Origin of the sequence: Streptomyces sp. SolWspMP-5a-2, from assembly GCF_900091845.1 — a bacterium.
GTDB classification, from domain to species: Bacteria; Actinomycetota; Actinomycetes; order Streptomycetales; family Streptomycetaceae; genus Streptomyces; species Streptomyces doudnae.
In genome coordinates this window covers 20,784-41,680 of sequence record NZ_FMCI01000021.1, presented here as the reverse complement: position 1 = coordinate 41,680, position 20,897 = coordinate 20,784, and the positions used below count along the sequence as shown (strand labels likewise).

The window sequence follows — 20,897 nt, the reverse complement described above, 5'->3', positions numbered from 1 at the left end:
GCCGCGCGGCCCCGGCCCGTGCCCTCCGCCGCCCCGGCGCCGCCCCACCGCGTCCCGACCGTCCCGTCCGCGCCGTCCGGAACGCTCATCGGGTCGGTGCAGCGGGCCGTGCGGCTGCTGGAGCGGGTCGCCGAGCACCAGCACGGCGCGCCCGCCAAACAGCTCGCCCGCGAGACGGGGCTCGCCCTCCCCACCGCCTACCACCTGCTGCGCACCCTGGTGCACGAGGGCTACCTCAGCCGGGACCGCGGCCTCTTCTTCCTCGGGGAGGCGGCGGAGCGCCTCAGCAGCAGCGCCGCCCGGCAGAAACGTCGCAGCACGGTCGCCGACCTCCTCGCCCGCTGGCGGGACACCGTCGGCGCGCCCGTCTACTACGCCGTGTACGTCGACGGCGAGGTCGAGGTCAAGGGCGTCTCCGACACCGCGGCCTCCCCGGCGGTCGCCGAGTGGGCGGACTTCCGGGAGACCGCGCACGCGCACGCCATCGGGCAGTGCCTGCTCTCCCAGCTCGACGACGCCGCCCGCCGCGACCACCTCGCCCGCTACCCCGTCCGGGCCATCACGCCGTACACGGTGCGTGACGGTCACAGCCTCCTCAGGCGCCTCGAACGGGTGGGTCGGATGGATCCGGTGCTGGAACGGCAGGAATATGCGCTCGGCACGGTTTGCGCCGCGATTCCCGTCACCGCGGGCAGCACCGCGGCCGCTGTGGGCCTGTCCCTGCCCGCTCATCAGGCCGACCGGCTCCCGGCCGCGGCACGTCAGTTGCAGGCCGAAGTGGGGCGTCTGCTGGGGTCACTGTCGCTCTCTATCAACATCTGAAAAATCACTCCTTGTAATCTGACGCGCACGTTAAGCAAGATGCCAGGAGTGTCAGGGGGGATCATTCCAGCCAACCGGCTTCATACGACGGGGTAGGCGATGCGCGAGTCCGTACAGGCAGAGGTCATGATGAGCTTTCTCGTCTCCGAGGAGCTCTCGTTCCGCATCCCGGTCGAACTGCGGTACGAGACCGGCGATCCCTATGCCGTGCGGCTGACCTTCCACTTGCCGGGCGACGCCCCGGTGACCTGGACGTTCGGCCGTGAACTGCTGATCGACGGAGTGGGCAGACCCTGCGGGGAAGGCGACGTGCGGGTCGAGCCCGCCGACTGCGACTCCCTCAGCGAGGTCCTGATCCGCCTTCAGGTCGGCCGGGACCAGGCGCTGTTCCGGTCGTCGACGGCGCCGGTGATCGCGTTCCTCGACCGCACCGACAAACTCGTGCCGCTCGGCCAGGAGGGCGCCCTCGCCGACTTCGACACCCACCTCGACGAGGCGCTGGACCGGATCCTTGCGGAGGAGCAGAGCGCGGGGTGACGGCACCGGGTGGAGACCGGGGGCATGGGCACCGGAGCCAGTGGTGTGCGTGGCCGACGAGGGACCCGGTTGCCCGTCCCGGTGGCGAGAAGTTGTGCAGTAACGCTTCTGCGGAAACGCTCGGTGCGGGTGCGGGTGCGGGTGCGGGTGCGGGTGCGTTGCGTTGCGTTGCCGTGCGGGACGGAGACGGAACGGGTGCAGGTGTGGGGCGGGGGCGAGCCCTCGGTGGCCGCCCCCGAGGGGTCTCCGGAGGGCATCCGCTGCCCGGGACTTCCCCCGAGCTCCCCAAGGAGCTTCCACGGGGACTTCCTTCGGGCTCCCCCCCAGGGGCTTCCACCGGGCTTTCCTCCTGGGGCCTCCCCCGGGTGCTTCCCCTTCGGCGGGCTTCCTCACCGCTTCCGGCGTCGGCCTCGTCCCGTGATCCGCGGCTGGGCCCCGGTCGCCCCGGTCGCCCCGCCTGCCGCTCCGCCCGCCGTCCCGCCGGGTGCTGTGCCGCCCGGCGTCGCCGTGACCGCGCCGTCGCCGAATCCCGGGCCCCCGGCGGTGTCCGCGGGCGCGTTCTGGCCGGGCCGGTCCGCCGCGACCACCAGGGCCGCCAGCGCCGTCGTCACCGGCACCGAGGCGACCAGGCCGATCGAGCCGACCAGCGTCCGCACGATCTCCTCGGCCACCAGCTCGCTGTTGGCGACCGTGCCGACGCTGCTCTGCGCGATGGAGAACAGCAGCAGCAGCGGCAGCGCGGCACCCGCGTAGGCGAGGACGAGGGTGTTGACCACGGACGCGATGTGGTCGCGTCCGATGCGGATGCCCGCCCGGTACAGCCCGCGCCAGCCCATCGAGGGGTTGGCCTCGTGCAGCTCCCAGACCGCGGAGGTCTGGGTGACCGTCACGTCGTCGAGGACGCCGAGCGAGCCGATGATGACGCCCGCGAGGAGCAGACCGCTCATGTCGATGTGCGGGTAGAGGCCGTGGATCAGGCCGGTGTTGTCGTCCGTGTTGCCGGTGAGCGCGGCCCAGCCGATGAACACCGAGCCGAGGATGCCGATCAGCACCAGCGAGATCAGGGTGCCGAGCACCGCGACCGAGGTTCTGGCCGAGAGACCGTGGCACATGTAGAGGGCGATCAGCATGATGGCGCTCGCCCCGACCACCGCCACGATCAGCGGGTTCGAGCCCTGGAGGATCGCGGGCAGGATGAAGAAGTTGAGGATCAGGAAGCTGATCGCCAGCGCCACCAGGGCCATCACGCCCCGCATGCGGCCCACCAGGACGACGACGACCGCGAAGATGCCGGCCAGCACCGTCATCGGGAGCCGGCGGTTGACGTCGGTCACCGAGTACTGGAGGTTCCTGGGCGCCGAGGGCTCGTAGGCGACCACGACCTTCTCGCCCTGGTGCAGTTGCCGCGACTGGTCCGGCTGCACGATCTCGGTGAACGTCCGGCCCTTGTCCTTGCCGGTGTCGACGCGGATCGTCGCCTTCTTGCAGTCGCCGTCCCCCTCCTCCGGGGCGGCGGAACCGCCGGTGGCGGACCCTCCGGTGGAGGCGTCGCCGGTCGGTGACCCGCCCGAGGCGTTGACGGACTTGCAGCTGAGCTTGACGACTTCGGTCACGGTCGCCTGCTGGCTCTGCCGGTCGAACCCGACGCCGGTGCGCTCGTGCGCGGGGGCGCCACCGGGCCACAGCACCGCGAGCCCGACGACCACGGCCGCGGCGAACGGGATGAGGACGGCGGCGATGACCTTGCGCAGATGCTTGGAGACCGGCGCGGCCGGACCGTGGCTGTGACTGTGCCCGTGCGAGTGCCCACCGTGCGGCCCGTGCCCGCCACCGGGGCCGTGTCCGTCGCCGGGGCCGTGACCGTCGCCCGGCCCCTGCCCACCGCCGTTGCCGGGACCGCCGCCCTGGCCGTGCCCGCCACCGGGTCCATGACCTCCGTGACCGTGACCGCCATGACCGCCATGGCCGCCGGGTCCGCCACTGTGCCCCTGGCCACCGTGACCGCCGCCGTGCCCCTGCCCGGGTCCGTCGAACGGTCCGTGGCCGACGCCCGGTCCGCCGAAGCCGTCGCCCGGACGCGGTCCACCGCCGTCACCGGGGCCCGGTCCGCGCCCACCGGGACGGCCTCCGCCGGGTACCTGCCCGGGAGTCTGTCCGAGGCCCTGGCCACGCCCTTGTCCGGGACCCGGCCGGTACCCGGGGAACGACCCCGACCCCGGCCCCGATCCCTGCCCCGGACCCCGTCCGGCTCCTGGACCGCGTCCGGGCTCGGGACCCGTCCCCTGTCCGCCCCGGTCGTGCCCGTGCGGCGGCTCGGACGGGGGGTACGGAGGCTGATGTGTCGTGGTCACCGCCCGATCATCGCAAGAACGGCAGGGGCCCCCTGTTCACCGCGCCCGAATTGACGCTAGCGTGGAGTCACCTTTGTACACGCGGGAGCTCGGAGCACCGGGCTGAGAGGGCGCTGACCTCCGTCCCAGCGATGTTTCACGTGGAACGTCACGCGAGTCGAGTGATGTTTCACACGGAACGTCGGCAGACGGAAGCCGCTGCGTCGACCGCTGAACCTGTTACCGGGTAATGCCGGCGTAGGGAGTAGGTCTCATGACCATCAAGGACGCACGCACGCCTGCCTCCAGCCAGGACGAACAGCCCTCGTCAGGGCGACCCGTACCGGATCGGTCCGTACCGGATGGGTCCGAGTCAGGTGGGTCCGAGTCGGGCCGACCGGCTGAGGAGAGCGGGAAGTCCATCGGCTGGCACAGGGGGTACGTCGAGGGATCGCGCCCCGACCTCCGGGTGCCGGTCCGTCAGGTGCATCTCACCAACGGGCAGTCGGTCACCCTGTACGACACCTCGGGCCCGTACACCGATCCGTCCGTCGACACCGACGTCCGCAGGGGGCTCTCTCCGCTGCGGGAGAACTGGATCATCGCCCGTGGCGACACCGCCGAGTACGCGGGCCGTCCCGTCCGTCCCGAGGACGACGGGATCAAGCACACCTCTCCGCGGGGCGGCCTGCGCAACCTCGACGCGGTCTTCCCCGGTCGGCCGCGCCAGCCCCGGCGCAGCCGGGACGGCGGGCCGGTGACCCAATTCGCCTACGCCCGCAGGGGCGAGGTGACGCCGGAGATGGAGTACGTGGCGCTCCGGGAGAACGTCTCGCCCGAGGTGGTCCGGGAGGAGATCGCGGCCGGACGGGCGGTCCTGCCCGCCAACGTCAACCACCCGGAGATCGAGCCGATGATCATCGGCAAGCGGTTCCTGGTGAAGGTGAACGCCAACATCGGCAACTCGGCGGTGACCTCCTCGATCGAGGAGGAGGTCGAGAAGATGACCTGGGCGACGCACTGGGGCGCCGACACGGTCATGGACCTGTCCACCGGACGCAACATCCACACCACCCGGGAGTGGGTGCTGCGCAACTCCCCCGTTCCCATCGGCACGGTGCCGCTGTATCAGGCGCTGGAGAAGGTCGACGGCCGCGCCGAGGAGCTGACCTGGGAGATCTACAAGGACACGGTGATCGAGCAGGCGGAGCAGGGCGTGGACTACATGACGGTCCACGCGGGCGTCCGCCTCCCGTACGTGCCGCTCACCGCGAACCGCAAGACCGGCATCGTCTCGCGCGGCGGCTCGATCATGGCCGCCTGGTGCCTCGCGCACCACCGGGAGTCGTTCCTGTACGAGCACTTCGAGGAACTCTGCGAGATCCTCGCCGCCTACGACGTCACCTACTCGCTCGGGGACGGACTGCGGCCCGGCTCCATCGCGGACGCCAACGACGAGGCGCAGTTCGCGGAGTTGCGCACGCTCGGGGAACTCAACACGATCGCGAAGCGTTTTCAGGTACAGACGATGATCGAGGGCCCGGGACATGTCCCGATGCACAAGATCAAGGAGAACATCGACCTTCAGCAGGAGATCTGCGATGAAGCTCCGTTCTATACGCTCGGCCCGCTGACCACGGACGTCGCCCCGGCGTACGACCACATCACCTCCGGCATCGGTGCCGCGATGATCGCCTGGTGGGGCACGGCGATGCTCTGCTACGTCACCCCCAAGGAACACCTGGGCCTGCCCGACCGCGACGACGTGAAGACCGGCGTCATCACCTACAAGATCGCCGCTCACGCCGCCGACCTCGCCAAGGGACACCCGGGCGCCCAGGACTGGGACGACGCGCTGTCCGACGCCCGGTTCGAGTTCCGCTGGGAGGACCAGTTCAACCTGGCGCTCGACCCGGACACGGCACGGGAGTTCCACGACGAGACGCTCCCGGCGGAGCCCGCCAAGACGGCGCACTTCTGCTCGATGTGCGGGCCGAAATTCTGCTCGATGAAGATCTCCCACGACATCCGCCGTGACCACGGGGGAAGCCGGGCGGAGATCGAGGACGGCATGGCCCGGAAGTCGAAGGAGTTCGCGGCGAGCGGCAACCGCGTGTATCTGCCGCTCGCGGACTGAGCGGACTGAGCGGACTGAGCGGGGGAGCAGGGGGACGGCGGGCCTGCGGGGCCGGTGGTCGGGGAACAGCCGGGCGCCGCACGGTCGTTGGACGCCGGGCGCTGGACCGATCGTGCGGACCGAGACCGACCGAGGGGACCGCGTGGTCGCGAGGCGACCGAGTCGACCCGAGGCGACCGGCTGCACCGAGGCGCCCGCGCCGACGGGGGCGGCTGGGGCGGCTGATGCCGGTCGTGGGGCTGCGTGCCCGGCAGCGGCAGCGGCGGCGGCCGTGCGGGGCCTGTCGGGGGTTCTCGTTCGGCCGGCCGCTGTCAACAGGGCCTTGCCAGAGGCAAGTTCGGGCCGTGGAGGGGTCCGGGGGCGGCGCCGCGCTCCGGACCGGGGCCCGTGGCCGGCGCTCTCCCGTGGGCCGGTCGGCCGCCGGGGAGGGCGTGAGCCCGGGTCAGTCGGGCTGGTTCTCCGGGCCTCCGAAGTCCGGGCTGCTGTAGTCCGGGCTGGAGAAGCGCGGGCGGTGGCCGCCGTCCGGCCCGTCGTCCCGGCTGCTGAAGCCGGGCCGCCCGTAACCGAGTTGCGGCATCCGACCGGCCGGTGCGGAGGTCGTCCTGGGCCGGGGCACGGCCGCGGTCCTGGCCGGGTCGGCGAGCGTGTCCCGGAGGAACGGCAGGATGCCGCGTTCCACCAGGGCGTCCCGCCAGGCGTCCCTGGCCCGGTCCACCTCCTCGTCCGATCCCGGTCGTGGACCGGCCTCGGCCTCCGGCTGGTTGCGCAGCGCCGTCAGCAGCAGTCCGACGGCGGCGACCAGGATCGCCGCGGCCGTCACCGCGCCGAAGACCCACCCCGCTGTGATCATCGTCTGCGCGAAGCCGAGACCGGGGCTGAGCGCCCTGAGGAGGTAGCCGACGAGCAGGAATATCACCGCGGCCGTCCCGGCGAGGACGGGAGCGAGCACCGCGACGACGGCACCGGCACCCGCGCCCTCGGTCTCGTTCGTCTCCGCGAGGGAGGAGGCCAGCCCCATGGCCCCCGCGCCCGGCTCCGAGGGGTCGGCGCCGTGAGCGGTGGACGGGGTGGAGGACGAGGCGGACGGCGCCGGTCGGCGCAGTTCCTCGCGGACCTTCACGTAGTGCTGGTACTCGGGCGCGGCGGCCGCCGTGATCGAGTCGGTGGCGGCGAGCGCCAGGGTGCGCAGCTGTTCGTGGTCGGGCTTTTGGCCGAGAGCGGACTGGTTCTGGAGGGGTGGGGCGGAGCGCAGCGCCTCGTCGAGGATCCGCTCGAACTCTTGTCGGTCCTCGGTCAGCAGGTACTGCGGAACGCTGTTCATGTGCATCCCCCGATGCTCCGTAGGGCTTGGGGCTCGCATGACGACGAGCCGTCGGGCAGAAACGGAGGGGAGCCTGCTACGGATAAGCCGATGGTAGAGCGGGGACGGCACACGGTGACAGGGGGTTTCCGGAAATTGGCCCCTGGCCTGCGCCGTCCCGCGTGGCCTCAGCGCGCGGGTCGGCCTGCCCGGTGACCGCTCAGTTTTCCAGAGGCAGTTGCTGGACCAGCAGCTTTCCGGCCATGGTCACGCCGCCGTCCATCGCGATGGCGAGTCCGTCGGCGTAGACGTGCGGTCCGTCGACCACCGGACCGGCGTCGTCCTCGCCGTCCTCGGAGCCGACCTCGCCGAGAAGGTACGGAATCGGGCTGTGGCCGTGAACGATCCGGGTGCCGCCGTACGTATCCAACAGCGAGCGGACGGCGTCCGCGCCGCCCTCGTCACGGAAGGAGAAGCGCTTGGTGAACTTGCGGAACAGATCCCAGCACTCGTCCGCGTCGTTGCGGGTGAGGGTCTCCCGGACGGTGTCGTTGACCGCCTCGATCGAGTCGCCGTAGTCGAGGTAGGCGGTGGTGTCGGAGTGGACGAGCAGATAGCCGTCGACCTCCTCGACGGCGTCGAGGCGGGCCATCCACTGGAGGTGGTGGTCCTGGAGGCGGTCCATGTCCGTCTTCTGGCCGCCGTTGAGCAGCCAGCCCGCCTGGAAGGTGGCGGTGCCCGCGCCGGAGTTGACGGGGGTGTCGCCGAACCGCTTGGCGCCGAGCAGCAGCAGCTCGTGGTTGCCCATCAGGGCCTTGCAGTAGCCGCCGGCCGCGGCGGCCTCGGCGGACAGCCGCATCACCAGGTCGATGACGCCGATGCCGTCCGGGCCGCGGTCGGTGAAGTCGCCGAGGAACCAGAGCCGGGCGGTGCCCGCGCACCACTGGCCCGCGTCGTCGACGAGGCCCTTCTCGCCGAGCGCGGCGAGCAGTTCGTCGAGGTAGCCGTGGACGTCGCCGACGACGTACAGCGGGCCCGCGCCGTCGTCGGAGACGGGCAGCGGCGCCGAGACCGAGTCCGGGTCCAGGGTGACCTGGACCGTGTCACCGCGCTGGATCACCGGCAGGTCCCGCTGGGTGGGCGTGTACCCGTCGGGGTAGCCCTCCTCGTGCGCCGGGACGACGTCGCCGGGGTGCGTGCTCTCGTCGTACGGACCGGTCTCGTGCACGTACGCGGGCACCCGGAAGTCGCGCAACGTCGCCGTCCGCTCCACCTCGGGTCCCTGACCGGCCCCCTGAGTCATCAGACCCCTCCACCATCCCGCCGCGTCTGCACCGCTTCGGACTGCCTGGTCGCAGCGGCCCGCGGTGTCGTGCGCCCATCATAGGAATGCCGATCGCGCCATGTGACGACCCAGGGGTGGTGAATCGGAGCGAGAGTCCGCTCGGGTGCGGCTTTCGCCCCGATTGGGGCGGGCTTCGACCGGCCGCCGATCACCCCGGGCCCCACCGGCCCCGCCCCGAACGGGTGCCGCTACGCGCCCTCGGGCGAGCGCGGCGGGCTGACGGTCGTGCGCGGCGGGCGCCGCTGGGACGAGGTGCGCACGATCAGTTCGGTCGGTATCACCTGCTCGACCGGCTGGTCCGAGTCGACCCCCTCGATGGCGTCGATGAGGAGCTGCACCACCGCCGTGCCGATGCGGCGCGGCTTCAGGGAGAGCGTGGTGATGGGCGGTTCGGTGGCGGCGTACACCGTCGACTCGCTGCAGCAGACCAGCAGCAGGTCCTCCGGTACCCGCAGCCCGTAGCGTCGCGCGGCGGCGAGCAGATCGGTGCCGTTGGGGTCGAAGAGGCCGTAGACGGCGTCCGGACGGTCAGGCCGGGCGAGCAGCCGGTCGGCGGCCACCGCGCCCGCGCACGGGTCGTGCGCCGGGTAGGCCTCGTAGACGGGGTCCTGGCCCACGCGTTCGCACCAGCGCAGGTACGCCGTGGTCGACAGGTGGGTGTACGTGTCCGTGCTGGTCCCGGTCAGCAGGCCGATGCGGCGGGCCCCGGCGGCGGCCAGGTGGTCGAGGATGCCGAGGACGGCGGCCTCGTGGTCGTTGTCGACCCAGGCGGTCACCGGCAGCGCGCCGGCCGGGCGCCCGTCGGAGACCACGGGTAAGCCCTGGCGGACCAGTTCGCTGACGACCGGGTCCTGGTCGGAGGGGTCGATGACGACCGTGCCGTCCAGGGCGACGTTCGACCACACGTCGTGGCGCGAGGTCGCGGGCAGGATGACGAGCGCGTAGCCGCGGGCCAGCGCGGCCGAGGTCGCGGCCCGCGCCATCTCGGCGAAGTACGCGAACTCGGTGAAGGTGAAAGGTTCATCCCCGTACGTCGTCACGGTCAGGCCGATCAGTCCCGACTTGCCCGTGCGGAGCGTGCGGGCCGCCGCCGACGGGCGGTAGCCCAGCCGGTCGGCGACCTCGCGGACGTGGCGCCGGGTGGCGTCCGGGAGCCGGCCTTTGCCGTTGAGGGCATCGGAGACGGTCGTGATGGAGACTCCGGCGGCGGCGGCGACGTCCCTGATGCCCGCCCGACCCGGCCGGCTGCCTCGACGTGAGGTTTCCGCGCGGCTCACCTGGTGCTTCCCTACTGCTGTCATGGCGAGCCGATAGTAGGGCTCATGCGGCCGGGTAGGGCGGACGCATATGCACGCGTTGACAGGCACGTTTCTGCATGGTCAGTTCCCGTCAACTGCCTTCGAAAGAAAGGTAGTTGACCGGTTGAATGATGCTACGTGACTTGTCGGCACGCATGAGCCTGCCAACTATCCGATGTTTCGAAGAGGTCTCAACTCACCTGCACGGGTGATGCGCGCCACGGCGCGAGCCACCGGCGCATAGATATATGTGACCGCGCCCCTCGTTTCGTGCCTCTTCGTACGGCGATGCCCGTGATGCGGGTGTGACGGAGCAGGTCAGCGCCCGGCTGTTCGCAGACGCGCCGAATCCTCATAAGGTGAGGAGCATTGGTAGCCGGTGGTGCTGACATCCGCCGGTGGTCGCGAGGAGGACTGCGGTGAGCGAGACGAGCCCCAAGCTGCGCGCCGAGCTGGCGGGGATCCCCACCTACAAGCCGGGCAGACCCGCGGCGGCCGGCGGCCCGGTGGCCTACAAGCTGTCCTCCAACGAGAACCCCTATCCGCCGCTGCCCGGCGTGATGGAGAGCGTGACGGCGGCGGCCGCATCCTTCAACCGTTACCCGGACATGGCCTGCGCGGGCCTGACCGCCGAGCTGGCCGACCGATTCGGTGTCCCCGCCGCCCACATCGCCACCGGCACCGGTTCGGTGGGGGTCGCCCAGCAGCTCCTGCAGGCGACCTCGGGCCTCGGCGACGAGGTCGTCTACGCCTGGCGCTCCTTCGAGGCGTACCCGATCATCACGCAGATCAGCGGCGCGACGTCGGTGCAGGTGCCGCTGACCTCGGGCGAGGTGCACGACCTGGACGCGATGGCCGACGCGATCACCGACCGGACCCGGCTGATCTTCGTCTGCAACCCCAACAACCCGACCGGCACGGTGGTGCGCCGGGCCGAGCTGGAACGATTCCTCGACCGGGTGCCCGGCGACGTCCTGGTGGTCCTCGACGAGGCGTACCGGGAGTTCATCCGGGACGCCGAGGTCCCCGACGGCGTGGAGCTGTACCGGGACCGGCCCAACGTCTGCGTCCTGCGCACCTTCTCCAAGGCCTACGGGCTCGCCGGGCTGCGGGTCGGCTTCGCGATCGCCCACGAGCCGGTGGCGGCGGCGCTGCGCAAGACGGCGGTGCCCTTCGGCGTGAGCCAGATCGCCCAGGAGGCGGCCATCGCCTCGCTGCGCGCGGAGGACGCGCTGCTCGGCCGGGTCGGCTCGCTGGTCGGCGAGCGCACCCGGGTGGTGGACGCGCTGCGGGCGCAGGGCTGGACGGTGCCGGAGACCCAGGCCAACTTCGTCTGGCTGCGGCTGGGGGAGCGCACGGCGGCGTTCGCGGAGGCGTGCGAGGGGCACGGGGTGGTCGTGCGGCCGTTCGCCGGTGAGGGCGTGCGGATCACGGTCGGGGAGACCGAGGCGAACGACATCTTCCTGAAGGCGGCGGAGGACTTCCGCAAGGAGATCTGACCCGCGGGCGCCGGGCCCCGAGGTGGCCCGGTACTCCTGACGCGATCCGGACACGGCGGGGTGCCCCACGGGGGCACCCCGCCGTGTCGCATGTCCGGGGTCGCATGTCAGGGGCCCGGGGCCGGAGGTCGGGGGGCGGGGCCTGGTCCGGAGCTGGGTTCCGGGGGTCCGCCCGACGGCCTCGGGAGCGGTGGGACGGGCTCGGGCGGAGCCTGACCCCGAGGGATGCGACCGGGCGACGCAAGGGCTCGTTCCCGGGGCGGCTCGGGCCGGGCGGGGTCCGATGCGGCGGAGGTGGGACCCCCCTGTACGGACCGAAAATCGGTAGGTCATAATGGCTTGTGAATGTGAACGCTTTCACAAGCGTGTCCCGGTTGCTCCCGCGATGTGCGGGACAAGCGGGGCAAACTGCCGCTGACGACGGCGAGGTAAGGAGACTGACGACGTGGAATTGGCTCTGGCGCCGGAGACCCTGGCGCGATGGCAGTTCGGTATCACCACCGTCTACCACTTCCTGTTCGTCCCCCTGACGATCTCCCTCGCGGCCCTCACGGCCGGACTGCAGACGGCATGGGTGCGTACGGAGAACGAGAAGTACCTCCGGGCCACCAAGTTCTGGGGGAAGCTCTTCCTGATCAACATCGCCATGGGCGTGGTCACCGGCATCGTGCAGGAGTTCCAGTTCGGCATGAACTGGTCCGACTACTCGCGCTTCGTCGGGGACATCTTCGGTGCCCCGCTCGCCTTCGAGGCGCTGATCGCCTTCTTCTTCGAGTCCACCTTCATCGGGCTGTGGATCTTCGGCTGGGACAAGCTGCCCAAGAAGATCCACCTGGCCTGCATCTGGATGGTCTCGATCGGCACGATCCTGTCGGCCTACTTCATCCTGGCGGCCAACTCCTGGATGCAGCACCCCGTCGGCTACCGGATCAACGAGGCCAAGGGGCGGGCCGAGCTGACCGACTTCTGGCAGGTCCTCACCCAGAACACCGCGCTGGCCCAGGCCTTCCACACGCTCACCGCGTCCTTCCTGACCGGCGGCGCGTTCATGGTCGGCATCGCGGCCTTCCACCTGTTCCGCAAGAAGGACATCCGGGTGATGAAGACCTCACTGCGGCTGGGCCTGGTGACCGTGGTGGTCGCCGGACTGCTCACCGCGGTCAGCGGCGACACCCTCGGCAAGGTCATGTTCAAGCAGCAGCCGATGAAGATGGCCGCCGCCGAGGCCCTCTGGGACGGCCAGGACGCGGCGCCGTTCTCGATCTTCGCCTACGGCGACGTCAGCAAGGGCCACAACAGCGTCGAGCTGTCCATCCCCGGCATACTGTCGTTCCTCGCCAACGACGACTTCCAGTCGTACGTGCCCGGCATCAACGACACCAACAAGGCCGAGCAGGCGAAGTACGGGCCCGGCGACTACCGGCCCATCATCCCGGTCACCTTCTGGGCCTTCCGCTGGATGATCGGCTTCGGGATGGCGTCCTTCGCCATCGGCCTGGTCGGGCTCTGGCTGACCAGGAAGAAGTTCCTGCTGCCGCAGCATCTGCGGGTCGGCGAGGACGAGGTCCCCCATCTGGTGCTGTTCCGCTCGAAGGCGCTCAGCCCGCGGCTCTCCAAGCTCTACTGGCTGGTCGCCGTCTGGACCCTGGGCTTCCCGCTGATCGCCAACTCCTGGGGCTGGATCTTCACCGAGATGGGCCGCCAGCCCTGGGTGGTCTACGGCGTCCTGCAGACCCGGCACGCGGTCTCCCCCGGCGTCTCCCAGGCCGAGGTCCTCACCTCGATGATCGTCTTCACCGCCCTCTACGCCGTCCTCGCCGTCATCGAGGTCAAGCTGCTCGTGAAGTACATCAAGGCGGGCCCGCCCGAGCTGACCGAGGCCGACCTCAACCCGCCCACGAAGATCGGCGGCGACTCCCGGGACGCCGACAAGCCGATGGCCTTCTCGTACTAGGCCAAGGGAGCCCACGTCATGCACCTACACGATGTCTGGTTCGTCCTCATCGCCGTCCTGTGGATCGGCTACTTCTTCCTGGAGGGCTTCGACTTCGGAGTCGGCGTCCTCACCCGGCTGCTGGCCCGCGACCGCCTGGAGAAGCGGGTGCTGATCAACACGATCGGACCCGTCTGGGACGGCAACGAGGTCTGGCTGCTCACCGCGGGCGGCGCCACCTTCGCCGCCTTCCCCGAGTGGTACGCCACCCTCTTCTCCGGCTTCTACCTGCCCCTGCTCGTCATCCTGGTCTGCCTGATCGTGCGCGGTGTCGCCTTCGAGTACCGGGCCAAGCGGCCCGAGGAGAAGTGGCAGCGCAACTGGGAGACCGCGATCTTCTGGACCTCCCTGCTCCCGGCCTTCCTGTGGGGTGTGGCCTTCGGCAACATCGTCCGGGGCGTGAAGATCGACCGGAACTTCGAGTACGTCGGCACCGTCGGGGACCTGCTCAACCCCTACGCCCTGCTCGGCGGGCTGGTCACGCTGACGCTGTTCACCTTCCACGGCACCGTCTTCACCGCCCTCAAGACCGTCGGGGAGATCCGGGAGCGGGCGCGGAAGCTCGCCCTCAAGGTCGGTCTCGTCACCGCGGTGCTGTCCCTGGTCTTCCTGGTCTGGACGCAGATCCACGGCGGGGACGGCGCGAGCCTGATCGCCCTCGTGGTGGCCGTGGCCGCGCTGGTCGCCGCGCTGGCGGCCAACCAGATCGGCCGCGAGGGCTGGTCGTTCGCGCTCTCCGGCGTGACCATCGTGGCCGCCGTCGCGATGCTCTTCCTGACGCTCTTCCCGGACGTCATGCCCTCGTCGCTCAACGCGGAGTGGAGCCTCACGGTCACCAACGCCTCGTCGAGCCCCTACACCCTGAAGATCATGACCTGGTGCGCGGCGATCGCCACACCGATCGTGCTGCTCTACCAGAGCTGGACCTACTGGGTGTTCCGCAAGCGGATCGGCACGCAGCACATCGCCGCCGAAGCCGCGCACTGAGTCCGGAAGAGGGGCGTTTCCCGTGCGACATGATGTTTCACGTGAAACGCCCCTCACTGCCCGAAGGGCATGTTTCACGTGAAACCCATCGATCCGCGTCTGCTGCGCCACGCCCGTGCCACCCGCCGCTTCCTGACGGCCGTGGTCGCGCTGGGAGCCGTCGGGGCCGGACTGGTCATCGCGCAGGCGATGCTCATCGCCGACGTGGTGGTCGGTGCCTTCCAGCGCGGCCTGTCCGCCGGTGAACTGCGCACTCCCCTACTGCTCCTGGTGGCCGTCGCCGCCGGTCGCGCTCTGGTCTCCTGGCTCACCGAACTCGCCGCCCACCGGGCCAGCGCGGCGGTCAAGTCGGAGCTGCGGGGGCAACTGCTGGAGCGCGCGGCCCAGTTGGGCCCCGGTTGGCTCGGAGGGCAGCGCACCGGATCGCTCGTCGCCCTCGCCACCCGCGGGATCGACGCCCTCGACGACTACTTCTCGCGCTATCTGCCGCAGCTCGGCCTCGCCGTGGTCGTGCCGGTGGCGGTGCTGGCCAGGATCGTCACCGAGGACTGGGTCTCCGCCGCGATCATCGTGGGCACCCTCCCCCTCATCCCCGTCTTCATGATGCTGATCGGCTGGGCCACCCAGTCCCGGATGGACCGTCAGTGGCGGCTGCTCTCCCGGCTCTCCGGGCACTTCCTGGACGTCGTCGCGGGCCTGCCCACCCTCAAGGTGTTCGGCCGGGCCAAGGCGCAGGCCGAGTCGATCCGGCGGATCACCGGCGAGTACCGGCAGGCCACGATGCGCACCCTGCGGATCGCCTTCATCTCCTCCTTCGCCCTGGAACTGCTGGCGACGCTCTCGGTGGCGCTGGTCGCCGTCACCATCGGCATGCGGCTCGTCCACGGCGACATGGACCTCTACACCGGCCTCCTCGTCCTCGTCCTGGCTCCCGAGGCGTATCTGCCGCTGCGCCAGGTGGGCGCGCAGTACCACGCGGCGGCCGAGGGCCTGGCCGCCGCCGAGGAGATCTTCGCCGTCCTGGAGACGCCGGTCCCCGCGTCCGGGACCGCCCCCGTGCCCGCGGGCGCGCTGGCCTTCGAGGACGTCACGGTCCGCTACCCGGGCCGGGCCCGGGACGCCGTCGCGGAGGTGTCCTTCACCGTGGCACCGGGGGAGACGGTCGCGCTGGTCGGACCGAGCGGCGCGGGCAAGTCGACGCTGCTGAACGTGCTGCTTGGCTTCGTGCGCCCGTCCCGGGGGCGGGTGAGCGTCGGCGGCGCCGACCTCGCCGACGTCGACCCGGAGCAGTGGCGGTCGCGGATCGCGTGGGTGCCGCAGCGGCCCCAGCTGTTCGCCGGGACCATCGCCGAGAACGTGCGGCTGGCCCGCCCCGGCGCCGACGAGGCCGCTCTGCGGCGGGCCCTGGCGGACGCCGGTGCGGCGGGGTTCGTGGACGCGCTGCCCGAGGGCGCCGGGACCGTGCTCGGTGAGGACGGCGCGGGCCTCTCCGCCGGGCAGCGGCAGCGGCTGGCGCTGGCGCGGGCGTTCCTCGCGGACCGCCCGGTGCTGCTGCTCGACGAACCGACGGCGGCGCTCGACGGCGCGACCGAGGCGGAGGTCGTGGCCGCGGTACGGCGGCTGACCGAGGGGCGGACGGTCCTGCTGGTCGTCCACCGCCCGGCACTGCTGGACGTGGCGGACCGGGTGGTCCGGCTGACGGAGCCGCGCGACGGCATGACGCCGACGGCGCCCACCGGGACGACCCGCGCTCCGGACAGCACCTGGGCGACGGGTGCGGACGGCACGACAGCCCCGGCGAAGGCCCCCGCGGGCGCGGACCGAGGCGACGAGATGATCGCGGGCGTGGACCGGGACGACATCGCGCTCGCCGGTACGGATCGCGGCACCGACGTGCTCGCTGGTGTGGACCGGGGCACCGACGGGGCCGCGGGCGCGGATCCCGGTTCGCCGGTTCCGGTGCGGGCGGTGGGCGGTGGTCCCCGTGGTGACGCTCCCCGGCGGGTCCTCGCCCGGGTGCGCGCCATGTCCGGGCCCCGCAAGGGGCGGCTGGCCCTCGCCCTGCTGCTGGGCGCCCTCGCGCTCGGCAGCGCCGTCGGGCTCATGGCCACCTCCGGGTGGCTGATCTCGCGGGCCTCGCAGCAACCGCCCGTGCTCTACCTGATGGTGGCGGTCACCGCGACCCGCGCCTTCGGCATCGGGCGGGCCGTCTTCCGGTACGCCGAGCGGCTCGTCTCGCACGACGCGGTGCTGCGGATGCTGGCCGACACCCGGGTCGCCGTCTACCGGCGGCTGGAGCGTCTGGCGCCCGCCGGGCTGCGCCGCACCCGCCGGGGCGACCTGCTGTCCCGGCTCGTCGCCGACGTCGACGCCCTCCAGGACTACTGGCTGCGCTGGCTGCTGCCGGCCGGTGCGGCGGTGGCCGTCTCCGCTGCTGCCGCCGGATTCACCGCCTGGCTGCTGCCGGAGGCCGGTGCCGTCCTCGCCGTCGGCCTGCTGACGGCCGGTGCCGGGGTCCCGGTGCTCACCGGCGCCGTGTCCCGGCGCGCCGAGCGGCGGCTGGCCCCCGCCCGGGGCGTCCTGGCGACCCGGGTCACCGACCTGCTCACCGGCACCGCCGAACTCACCGTCGCCGGGGTCCTGCCCGCCCGTACCGCCGACGCGCGGCGGGCCGACGGGGAACTCACCAGGATCGCCTCACGGGCCGCCACCGCCACCGCCCTCGGCGACGGACTCACCGCGCTGGTCTGCGGCCTGACGGTCGCCGCCACCGCCCTCGTGGGCGTCCAGGGCGTCGCGGCGGGCCGACTCGGCGGCGTCGCCCTGGCCGTCGTCGTCCTCACCCCGCTGGCCGCCTTCGAGGCCGTCCTCGGACTGCCGCTCGCCGTGCAGTACCGGCAGCGGGTGCGCCGGAGCGCGGAGCGTGTCCACGAGGTGCTGGACGCGCCCGACCCGGTACGGGAACCCGAGCGGCCCCGGCAGGCGCCCGCCACGCCCTTCCCGGTGGTCCTCAGGAACCTCACCGCCCGTCACGCCGGGCAGGACCGGGACGCCCTCGCGGGCCTCGACCTCACCCTGGAGCAGGGGCGCAGGATCGCCGTGGTCGGGCCGTCCGGTTCCGGCAAGACGACGCTGGCGCAGACCCTGCTGCGGTTCCTCGACGCGAGCGCCGGCTCCTACACGCTGGCCGGGGTGGACGCCTACGGGCTCGACGGGGACGACGTGCGGCGGCTGGTGGGCCTGTGCGCGCAGGACGCGCACCTCTTCGACAGCTCGGTCCGGGAGAACCTGCTGCTCGCCAGGAGGGACGCCACGGAGGAGGACCTGCGGGCCGCGCTCGGCCGGGCGCGGCTGCTCGACTGGGCCGACGGGCTGCCCGACGGCCTCGACACGCTGGTCGGTGAGCACGGGGCCCGGCTCTCCGGCGGCCAGCGGCAGCGGCTGGCGCTGGCCCGCGCGCTGCTCGCCGACTTCCCCGTGCTGGTCCTCGACGAGCCCGCCGAGCACCTCGACCTGCCGACCGCCGACGCCCTCACCGCCGACCTGCTGGCCGCCACCGAGGGCCGCACGACGCTGCTCATCACGCACCGGCTGGCCGGACTCGACGCGGTGGACGAGGTCGTCGTCCTGGACGGCGGCCGGGTCGCGCAGCGCGGCACCTACCGGGAACTGGCCGCCGTGCCGGGGCCGCTACGGGCGATGGCCGAGCGGGAGGCGGCGACGGAGCTGCTGGTCACCGCCGGATAGCGCGAGCCGGGCGGGGTGCCGGGCGGCGGACGTCCGGGGGAGGGCCGGGGCGCCGGGCGAGGGAGGGCCGGGGGCGCCCCCGTGCGGGCGGCTCGACTTTCCCGGACAAAAGGGAGTTACTACGCTCGGTCCATGTCCCCGGACCCGTCGCCTCCGTCCCCGCCGCCCCCGGGACCCCCGTCCGCCGGACCGGGCGCTCGGCTGACGCGGCTGCTGGACGCGATGCGTTCCGTCGGCAGCGGGCTCGAACTCCACGCCACGCTGGAGCGGATCTGCGCGACGGCGGCACAGCTGACCGGCGCCCGGTACGCGGCCATCGGCGTCATGGACGAGGACGGCGACGGACTCACCGACTTCGTCCACCACGGCGTCGACCCGGCCACCACCCGCCGGATCGGGCGGCTGCCGGACGGCCGCAGCGGCCTGCTCGGCGCCCTGGCCGGGGAACCGGGGCCGGTCCGGCTCACCGACCTCGCGGCCGACCCCCGCTCCGGCGGCCTCCCCGCCCACCATCCCCCGATGGACACCTTCCTCGGCCTGCCCGTCCGGGTCCAGGGCGAGGTCTTCGGCACCCTGTACCTGACGGAGAAGCGCGGGGGCGAACCGTTCGACGACGACGATGTCGACCTGGTGCGGGTGCTGGCCGCCGAGGCCGGGATCGCCGTCGGCAACGCCCGGCTCTACGAGGCAGCCCAGCAGCGTGAGCGGTGGATCGACGGGTCGGTCGCGGTCACCACCGCGCTGCTCTCCGGCGGGGACGCGGACGAGGCGCTCCAGGTCGTCGCGGAACAGACCTGGCGGCTGTCCCGGGCGGCGGCCGGGATCGTGCTGCTGCCCGCCGAGGGCGGCCTGGAGATCGTCGCGGTGGCCGGAGAGCTGCCGCCGGGCACGCTGGGCACCGTGGTGCCCGCGGAGAACGGGTTCGTCCGCGAACTCCGCGCGGGGCGGGCCGTGTTCGTGGACGACCCGGCGACCGACGCGCGCACCAGGACCGGGCCCGCGCGCGGCTACGGCCCGGTGATGATGCTGCCGCTGTGCAGCGGGGGGCGGGTGCTGGGCGCTCTCGTCACCCCGAGGGCGCCCGGTGGGCGGCCGTTCACGGAGGCCGAGCGCACGCTCGGGACGCAGTTCGCCTCGCAGGCGGCGCTTGCCCTGATGATGGCGGAGGCGCAGCGGGACCGGGAGCGGCTCGCCGTGTTCGAGGACCGCGACCGGATCGCCCGGGACCTGCACGACCTGGTGATCCAGCGGCTGTTCGGCACCGGGCTGATGCTGGAGGGCGCGCAGCGGGGTGCGGTGGCGCCCGAGGTCCGCGACGGCGTGGGACGGGCGGTGGGGGAGCTGGACGTCACCATCCAGGAGATCCGCACCGCGATCTTCGCGCTGCACCAGGGGTCCGCCGAGGCGCCGTCGGGGCTGCGGGAGCGGGTGCTGCGGGAGATCGCCATGGCCGCGGTGCCGCTCGGCTTCACGCCCGGCCACCGGTTCGTGGGGCCGCTCGACACCGCCGTGGGCGACCTGACCGGCAAGAACCTCGTCGCCGCGCTGCGTGAGGCGCTGTCCAACGTCTTCCGGCACGCCGGTGCCTCCCGGGCGGAGGTCGTCGTCGACGCGGCGGCGACCCTGCCCGACGGGCGGCCCGGGGTGCGGCTGACGGTCGTGGACGACGGCGTCGGCATCCCGGAGGGCGGTCGGCGCAGCGGCCTGGAGAACCTGCGGCGGCGCGCGGAGTCGCTGGGCGGCGAGAGCCGTTACGGGCCGGGCGACGGCGGGAGCGGCGGCGGCACCACGGTGGTGTGGCAGGCACCGTACTGAGCCCCACCGTGACGGCGTGACCGCGACCACGGCGGCGATGGCGCGGCCCCGACGGCGTGACCGTGGCGGGGTGGCCGTGACCGTGGCCGGGCCGCGACCGTGACCGTGGCGGGACCGCGGCCGTCCTCCCGGAGTTGTCGCGGGTGGTGTGCCGTCGTGGGCCGGGAGTCGTCGTGGGCCGAGTCGTCATGGGCCGTGTGCCGTCGCGGTCCGGGCGTTGTCGGGGCCGGTGTGCCGTCGTGTTGCGGGAGGTGTCGCGCGCGGTGGGGCGCCGTGACCCGTCCGCAGCAGCGTGTCCCCCGGGCGCACCCCTTGAACAGGACCGGGGCGCGGGGCCGGGTCAGGATCGCTGACATGCGCTCATATCGCCGCCACCCGCTGCTCGTTCCGGTTCTGATCTGCGCCTGTGTGGTGCTCGCGGTCCGTCCCGACGACGGCGGCGGCGCGGGCAGCGGCTCGGACGTCAGCGCGCGGGTGGCCCGGCTCTACGCGGAGTCCGCGGTGGCCGCCCGCCAGGACGACCGGGGACGGCAGGAGACGGTACGGCGCGAACTCGACGCGGCGCGCGACCAGTTGCAGAGCAGGGCGGACGCCTCGGTCGCGGCCGGTGCCTGCCGGGGCGCGGTCCGGCTCGACCAGCCCGGGGAGCGGTCGGCGGCGGCGTGGGTGGCGCCGGTGGAGTCGTACGACCTCTCCGCGGGGTTCGGCAGCGGCGGCGAACGGTGGGCGCGGCACCACACCGGGCAGGACTTCGCGGTGCCGATCGGTACGCCGGTGCGGGCGGTCGGCGCGGGCCGGGTGGTGCGGGTGTCCTGCCGGGGCGCCTTCGGGATCGAGGTGGTGGTCCGGCACCAGGGCGGTGTCTGCACGCAGTACGCGCACCTCGCCGCCGTCACCGTCGACCGGGGCGACCGGGTCGCCGCCGGACAGTGGATCGGCCAGTCGGGCACCACCGGCAACTCCACCGGACCGCACCTGCACTTCGAGGTGCGGGGCACCCCGGAGTACGGCTCGGCGGTGGACCCGCTGCCGTGGCTGGAGGCGCGCGGGGTGCGGCTCGACGGGTCCGGGCGGTGAGGGGCGGCCG

Annotated in this window: 13 protein-coding genes and 1 riboswitch; of the genes, 9 read left to right on the top strand and 4 right to left on the bottom strand. The window is 72.6% G+C overall.

The window, feature by feature from the left end:
- On the top strand, positions 1–822 hold an 822-nt coding region (locus GA0115242_RS01160; protein WP_237548537.1), incomplete at its 5' end, for an IclR family transcriptional regulator.
- A gap of 99 nt (positions 823–921) precedes the next feature.
- A complete protein-coding gene (locus tag GA0115242_RS01155) occupies positions 922–1,359 on the top strand; it encodes an SsgA family sporulation/cell division regulator (protein ID WP_093823521.1) in 438 nt (145 codons plus the stop codon).
- Between the two features lie 389 nt (positions 1,360–1,748).
- On the opposite strand, the gene GA0115242_RS01150 is transcribed toward GA0115242_RS01155, so the two are convergent.
- Positions 1,749–3,710, bottom strand: coding sequence for a YibE/F family protein (locus tag GA0115242_RS01150; RefSeq protein WP_256089341.1), 1,962 nt, complete (start codon positions 3,708–3,710; stop codon positions 1,749–1,751).
- Positions 3,711–3,781: 71 nt separating this feature from the next.
- Positions 3,782–3,971, top strand: a riboswitch (TPP riboswitch).
- Between GA0115242_RS01150 and thiC the strand changes: the two genes are divergently transcribed.
- Positions 3,964–5,826 (top strand): phosphomethylpyrimidine synthase ThiC, encoded by a 1,863-nt coding sequence (thiC, locus tag GA0115242_RS01145; RefSeq protein WP_093823519.1) that lies wholly within the window; start codon positions 3,964–3,966, stop codon positions 5,824–5,826. (Overlaps the previous riboswitch by 8 nt.)
- A gap of 442 nt (positions 5,827–6,268) precedes the next feature.
- On the opposite strand, the gene GA0115242_RS01140 is transcribed toward thiC, so the two are convergent.
- From GA0115242_RS01140 to GA0115242_RS01130, 3 genes are all read right to left on the bottom strand, one after another.
- Positions 6,269–7,153 (bottom strand): hypothetical protein, encoded by an 885-nt coding sequence (locus tag GA0115242_RS01140; protein WP_093823517.1) that lies wholly within the window; start codon positions 7,151–7,153, stop codon positions 6,269–6,271.
- Positions 7,154–7,346: 193 nt separating this feature from the next.
- A complete protein-coding gene (locus GA0115242_RS01135; RefSeq protein ID WP_093823515.1) occupies positions 7,347–8,429 on the bottom strand; it encodes a metallophosphoesterase in 1,083 nt (360 codons plus the stop codon).
- Between the two features lie 230 nt (positions 8,430–8,659).
- Complete coding sequence (locus tag GA0115242_RS01130; protein ID WP_093823513.1) at positions 8,660–9,772, bottom strand: LacI family DNA-binding transcriptional regulator; 1,113 nt, start codon at positions 9,770–9,772, stop codon at positions 8,660–8,662.
- A gap of 416 nt (positions 9,773–10,188) precedes the next feature.
- Here GA0115242_RS01130 and hisC point away from each other — a divergent pair, with 416 nt between their 5' ends.
- From hisC to GA0115242_RS01100, 6 genes are all read left to right on the top strand, one after another.
- Positions 10,189–11,268 carry a histidinol-phosphate transaminase gene (hisC, locus tag GA0115242_RS01125; RefSeq protein WP_093823511.1) on the top strand — a complete coding sequence of 360 codons (1,080 nt, stop codon included), beginning with the start codon at positions 10,189–10,191 and terminating at the stop codon, positions 11,266–11,268.
- A gap of 445 nt (positions 11,269–11,713) precedes the next feature.
- Positions 11,714–13,222, top strand: coding sequence for a cytochrome ubiquinol oxidase subunit I (locus GA0115242_RS01120; protein WP_093823509.1), 1,509 nt, complete (start codon positions 11,714–11,716; stop codon positions 13,220–13,222).
- A gap of 18 nt (positions 13,223–13,240) precedes the next feature.
- Positions 13,241–14,248: a cytochrome d ubiquinol oxidase subunit II gene (gene cydB, locus GA0115242_RS01115; RefSeq protein WP_093823507.1), complete on the top strand. Its 1,008-nt coding sequence runs from the start codon at positions 13,241–13,243 to the stop codon at positions 14,246–14,248.
- A gap of 78 nt (positions 14,249–14,326) precedes the next feature.
- The gene (gene cydD, locus GA0115242_RS01110) at positions 14,327–17,995 is read left to right on the top strand and encodes a thiol reductant ABC exporter subunit CydD (protein ID WP_093823505.1); all 3,669 of its coding nucleotides are present in this window, start codon (positions 14,327–14,329) and stop codon (positions 17,993–17,995) included.
- A gap of 132 nt (positions 17,996–18,127) precedes the next feature.
- Positions 18,128–19,810, top strand: coding sequence for a sensor histidine kinase (locus tag GA0115242_RS01105; RefSeq protein WP_093823503.1), 1,683 nt, complete (start codon positions 18,128–18,130; stop codon positions 19,808–19,810).
- Between the two features lie 354 nt (positions 19,811–20,164).
- Positions 20,165–20,887 carry a M23 family metallopeptidase gene (locus tag GA0115242_RS01100; RefSeq protein ID WP_093823500.1) on the top strand — a complete coding sequence of 241 codons (723 nt, stop codon included), beginning with the start codon at positions 20,165–20,167 and terminating at the stop codon, positions 20,885–20,887.
- Positions 20,888–20,897: the final 10 nt, after the last annotated feature.

Excerpts from the sequence above, each read along its gene's own strand:
- GA0115242_RS01155 (WP_093823521.1), top strand. The coding sequence starts at position 922 with ATGCGCGAGTCCGTACAGGCAGAGGTCATGATGAGCTTTCTCGTCTCC.
- thiC (WP_093823519.1), top strand. The coding sequence starts at position 3,964 with ATGACCATCAAGGACGCACGCACGCCTGCCTCCAGCCAGGACGAACAG.
- GA0115242_RS01140 (WP_093823517.1), bottom strand. The coding sequence starts at position 7,153 with ATGCACATGAACAGCGTTCCGCAGTACCTGCTGACCGAGGACCGACAA.
- GA0115242_RS01135 (WP_093823515.1), bottom strand. The coding sequence starts at position 8,429 with ATGACTCAGGGGGCCGGTCAGGGACCCGAGGTGGAGCGGACGGCGACG.
- GA0115242_RS01130 (WP_093823513.1), bottom strand. The coding sequence starts at position 9,772 with ATGACAGCAGTAGGGAAGCACCAGGTGAGCCGCGCGGAAACCTCACGT.
- cydB (WP_093823507.1), top strand. The coding sequence starts at position 13,241 with ATGCACCTACACGATGTCTGGTTCGTCCTCATCGCCGTCCTGTGGATC.
- GA0115242_RS01105 (WP_093823503.1), top strand. The coding sequence starts at position 18,128 with ATGTCCCCGGACCCGTCGCCTCCGTCCCCGCCGCCCCCGGGACCCCCG.
- GA0115242_RS01100 (WP_093823500.1), top strand. The coding sequence starts at position 20,165 with ATGCGCTCATATCGCCGCCACCCGCTGCTCGTTCCGGTTCTGATCTGC.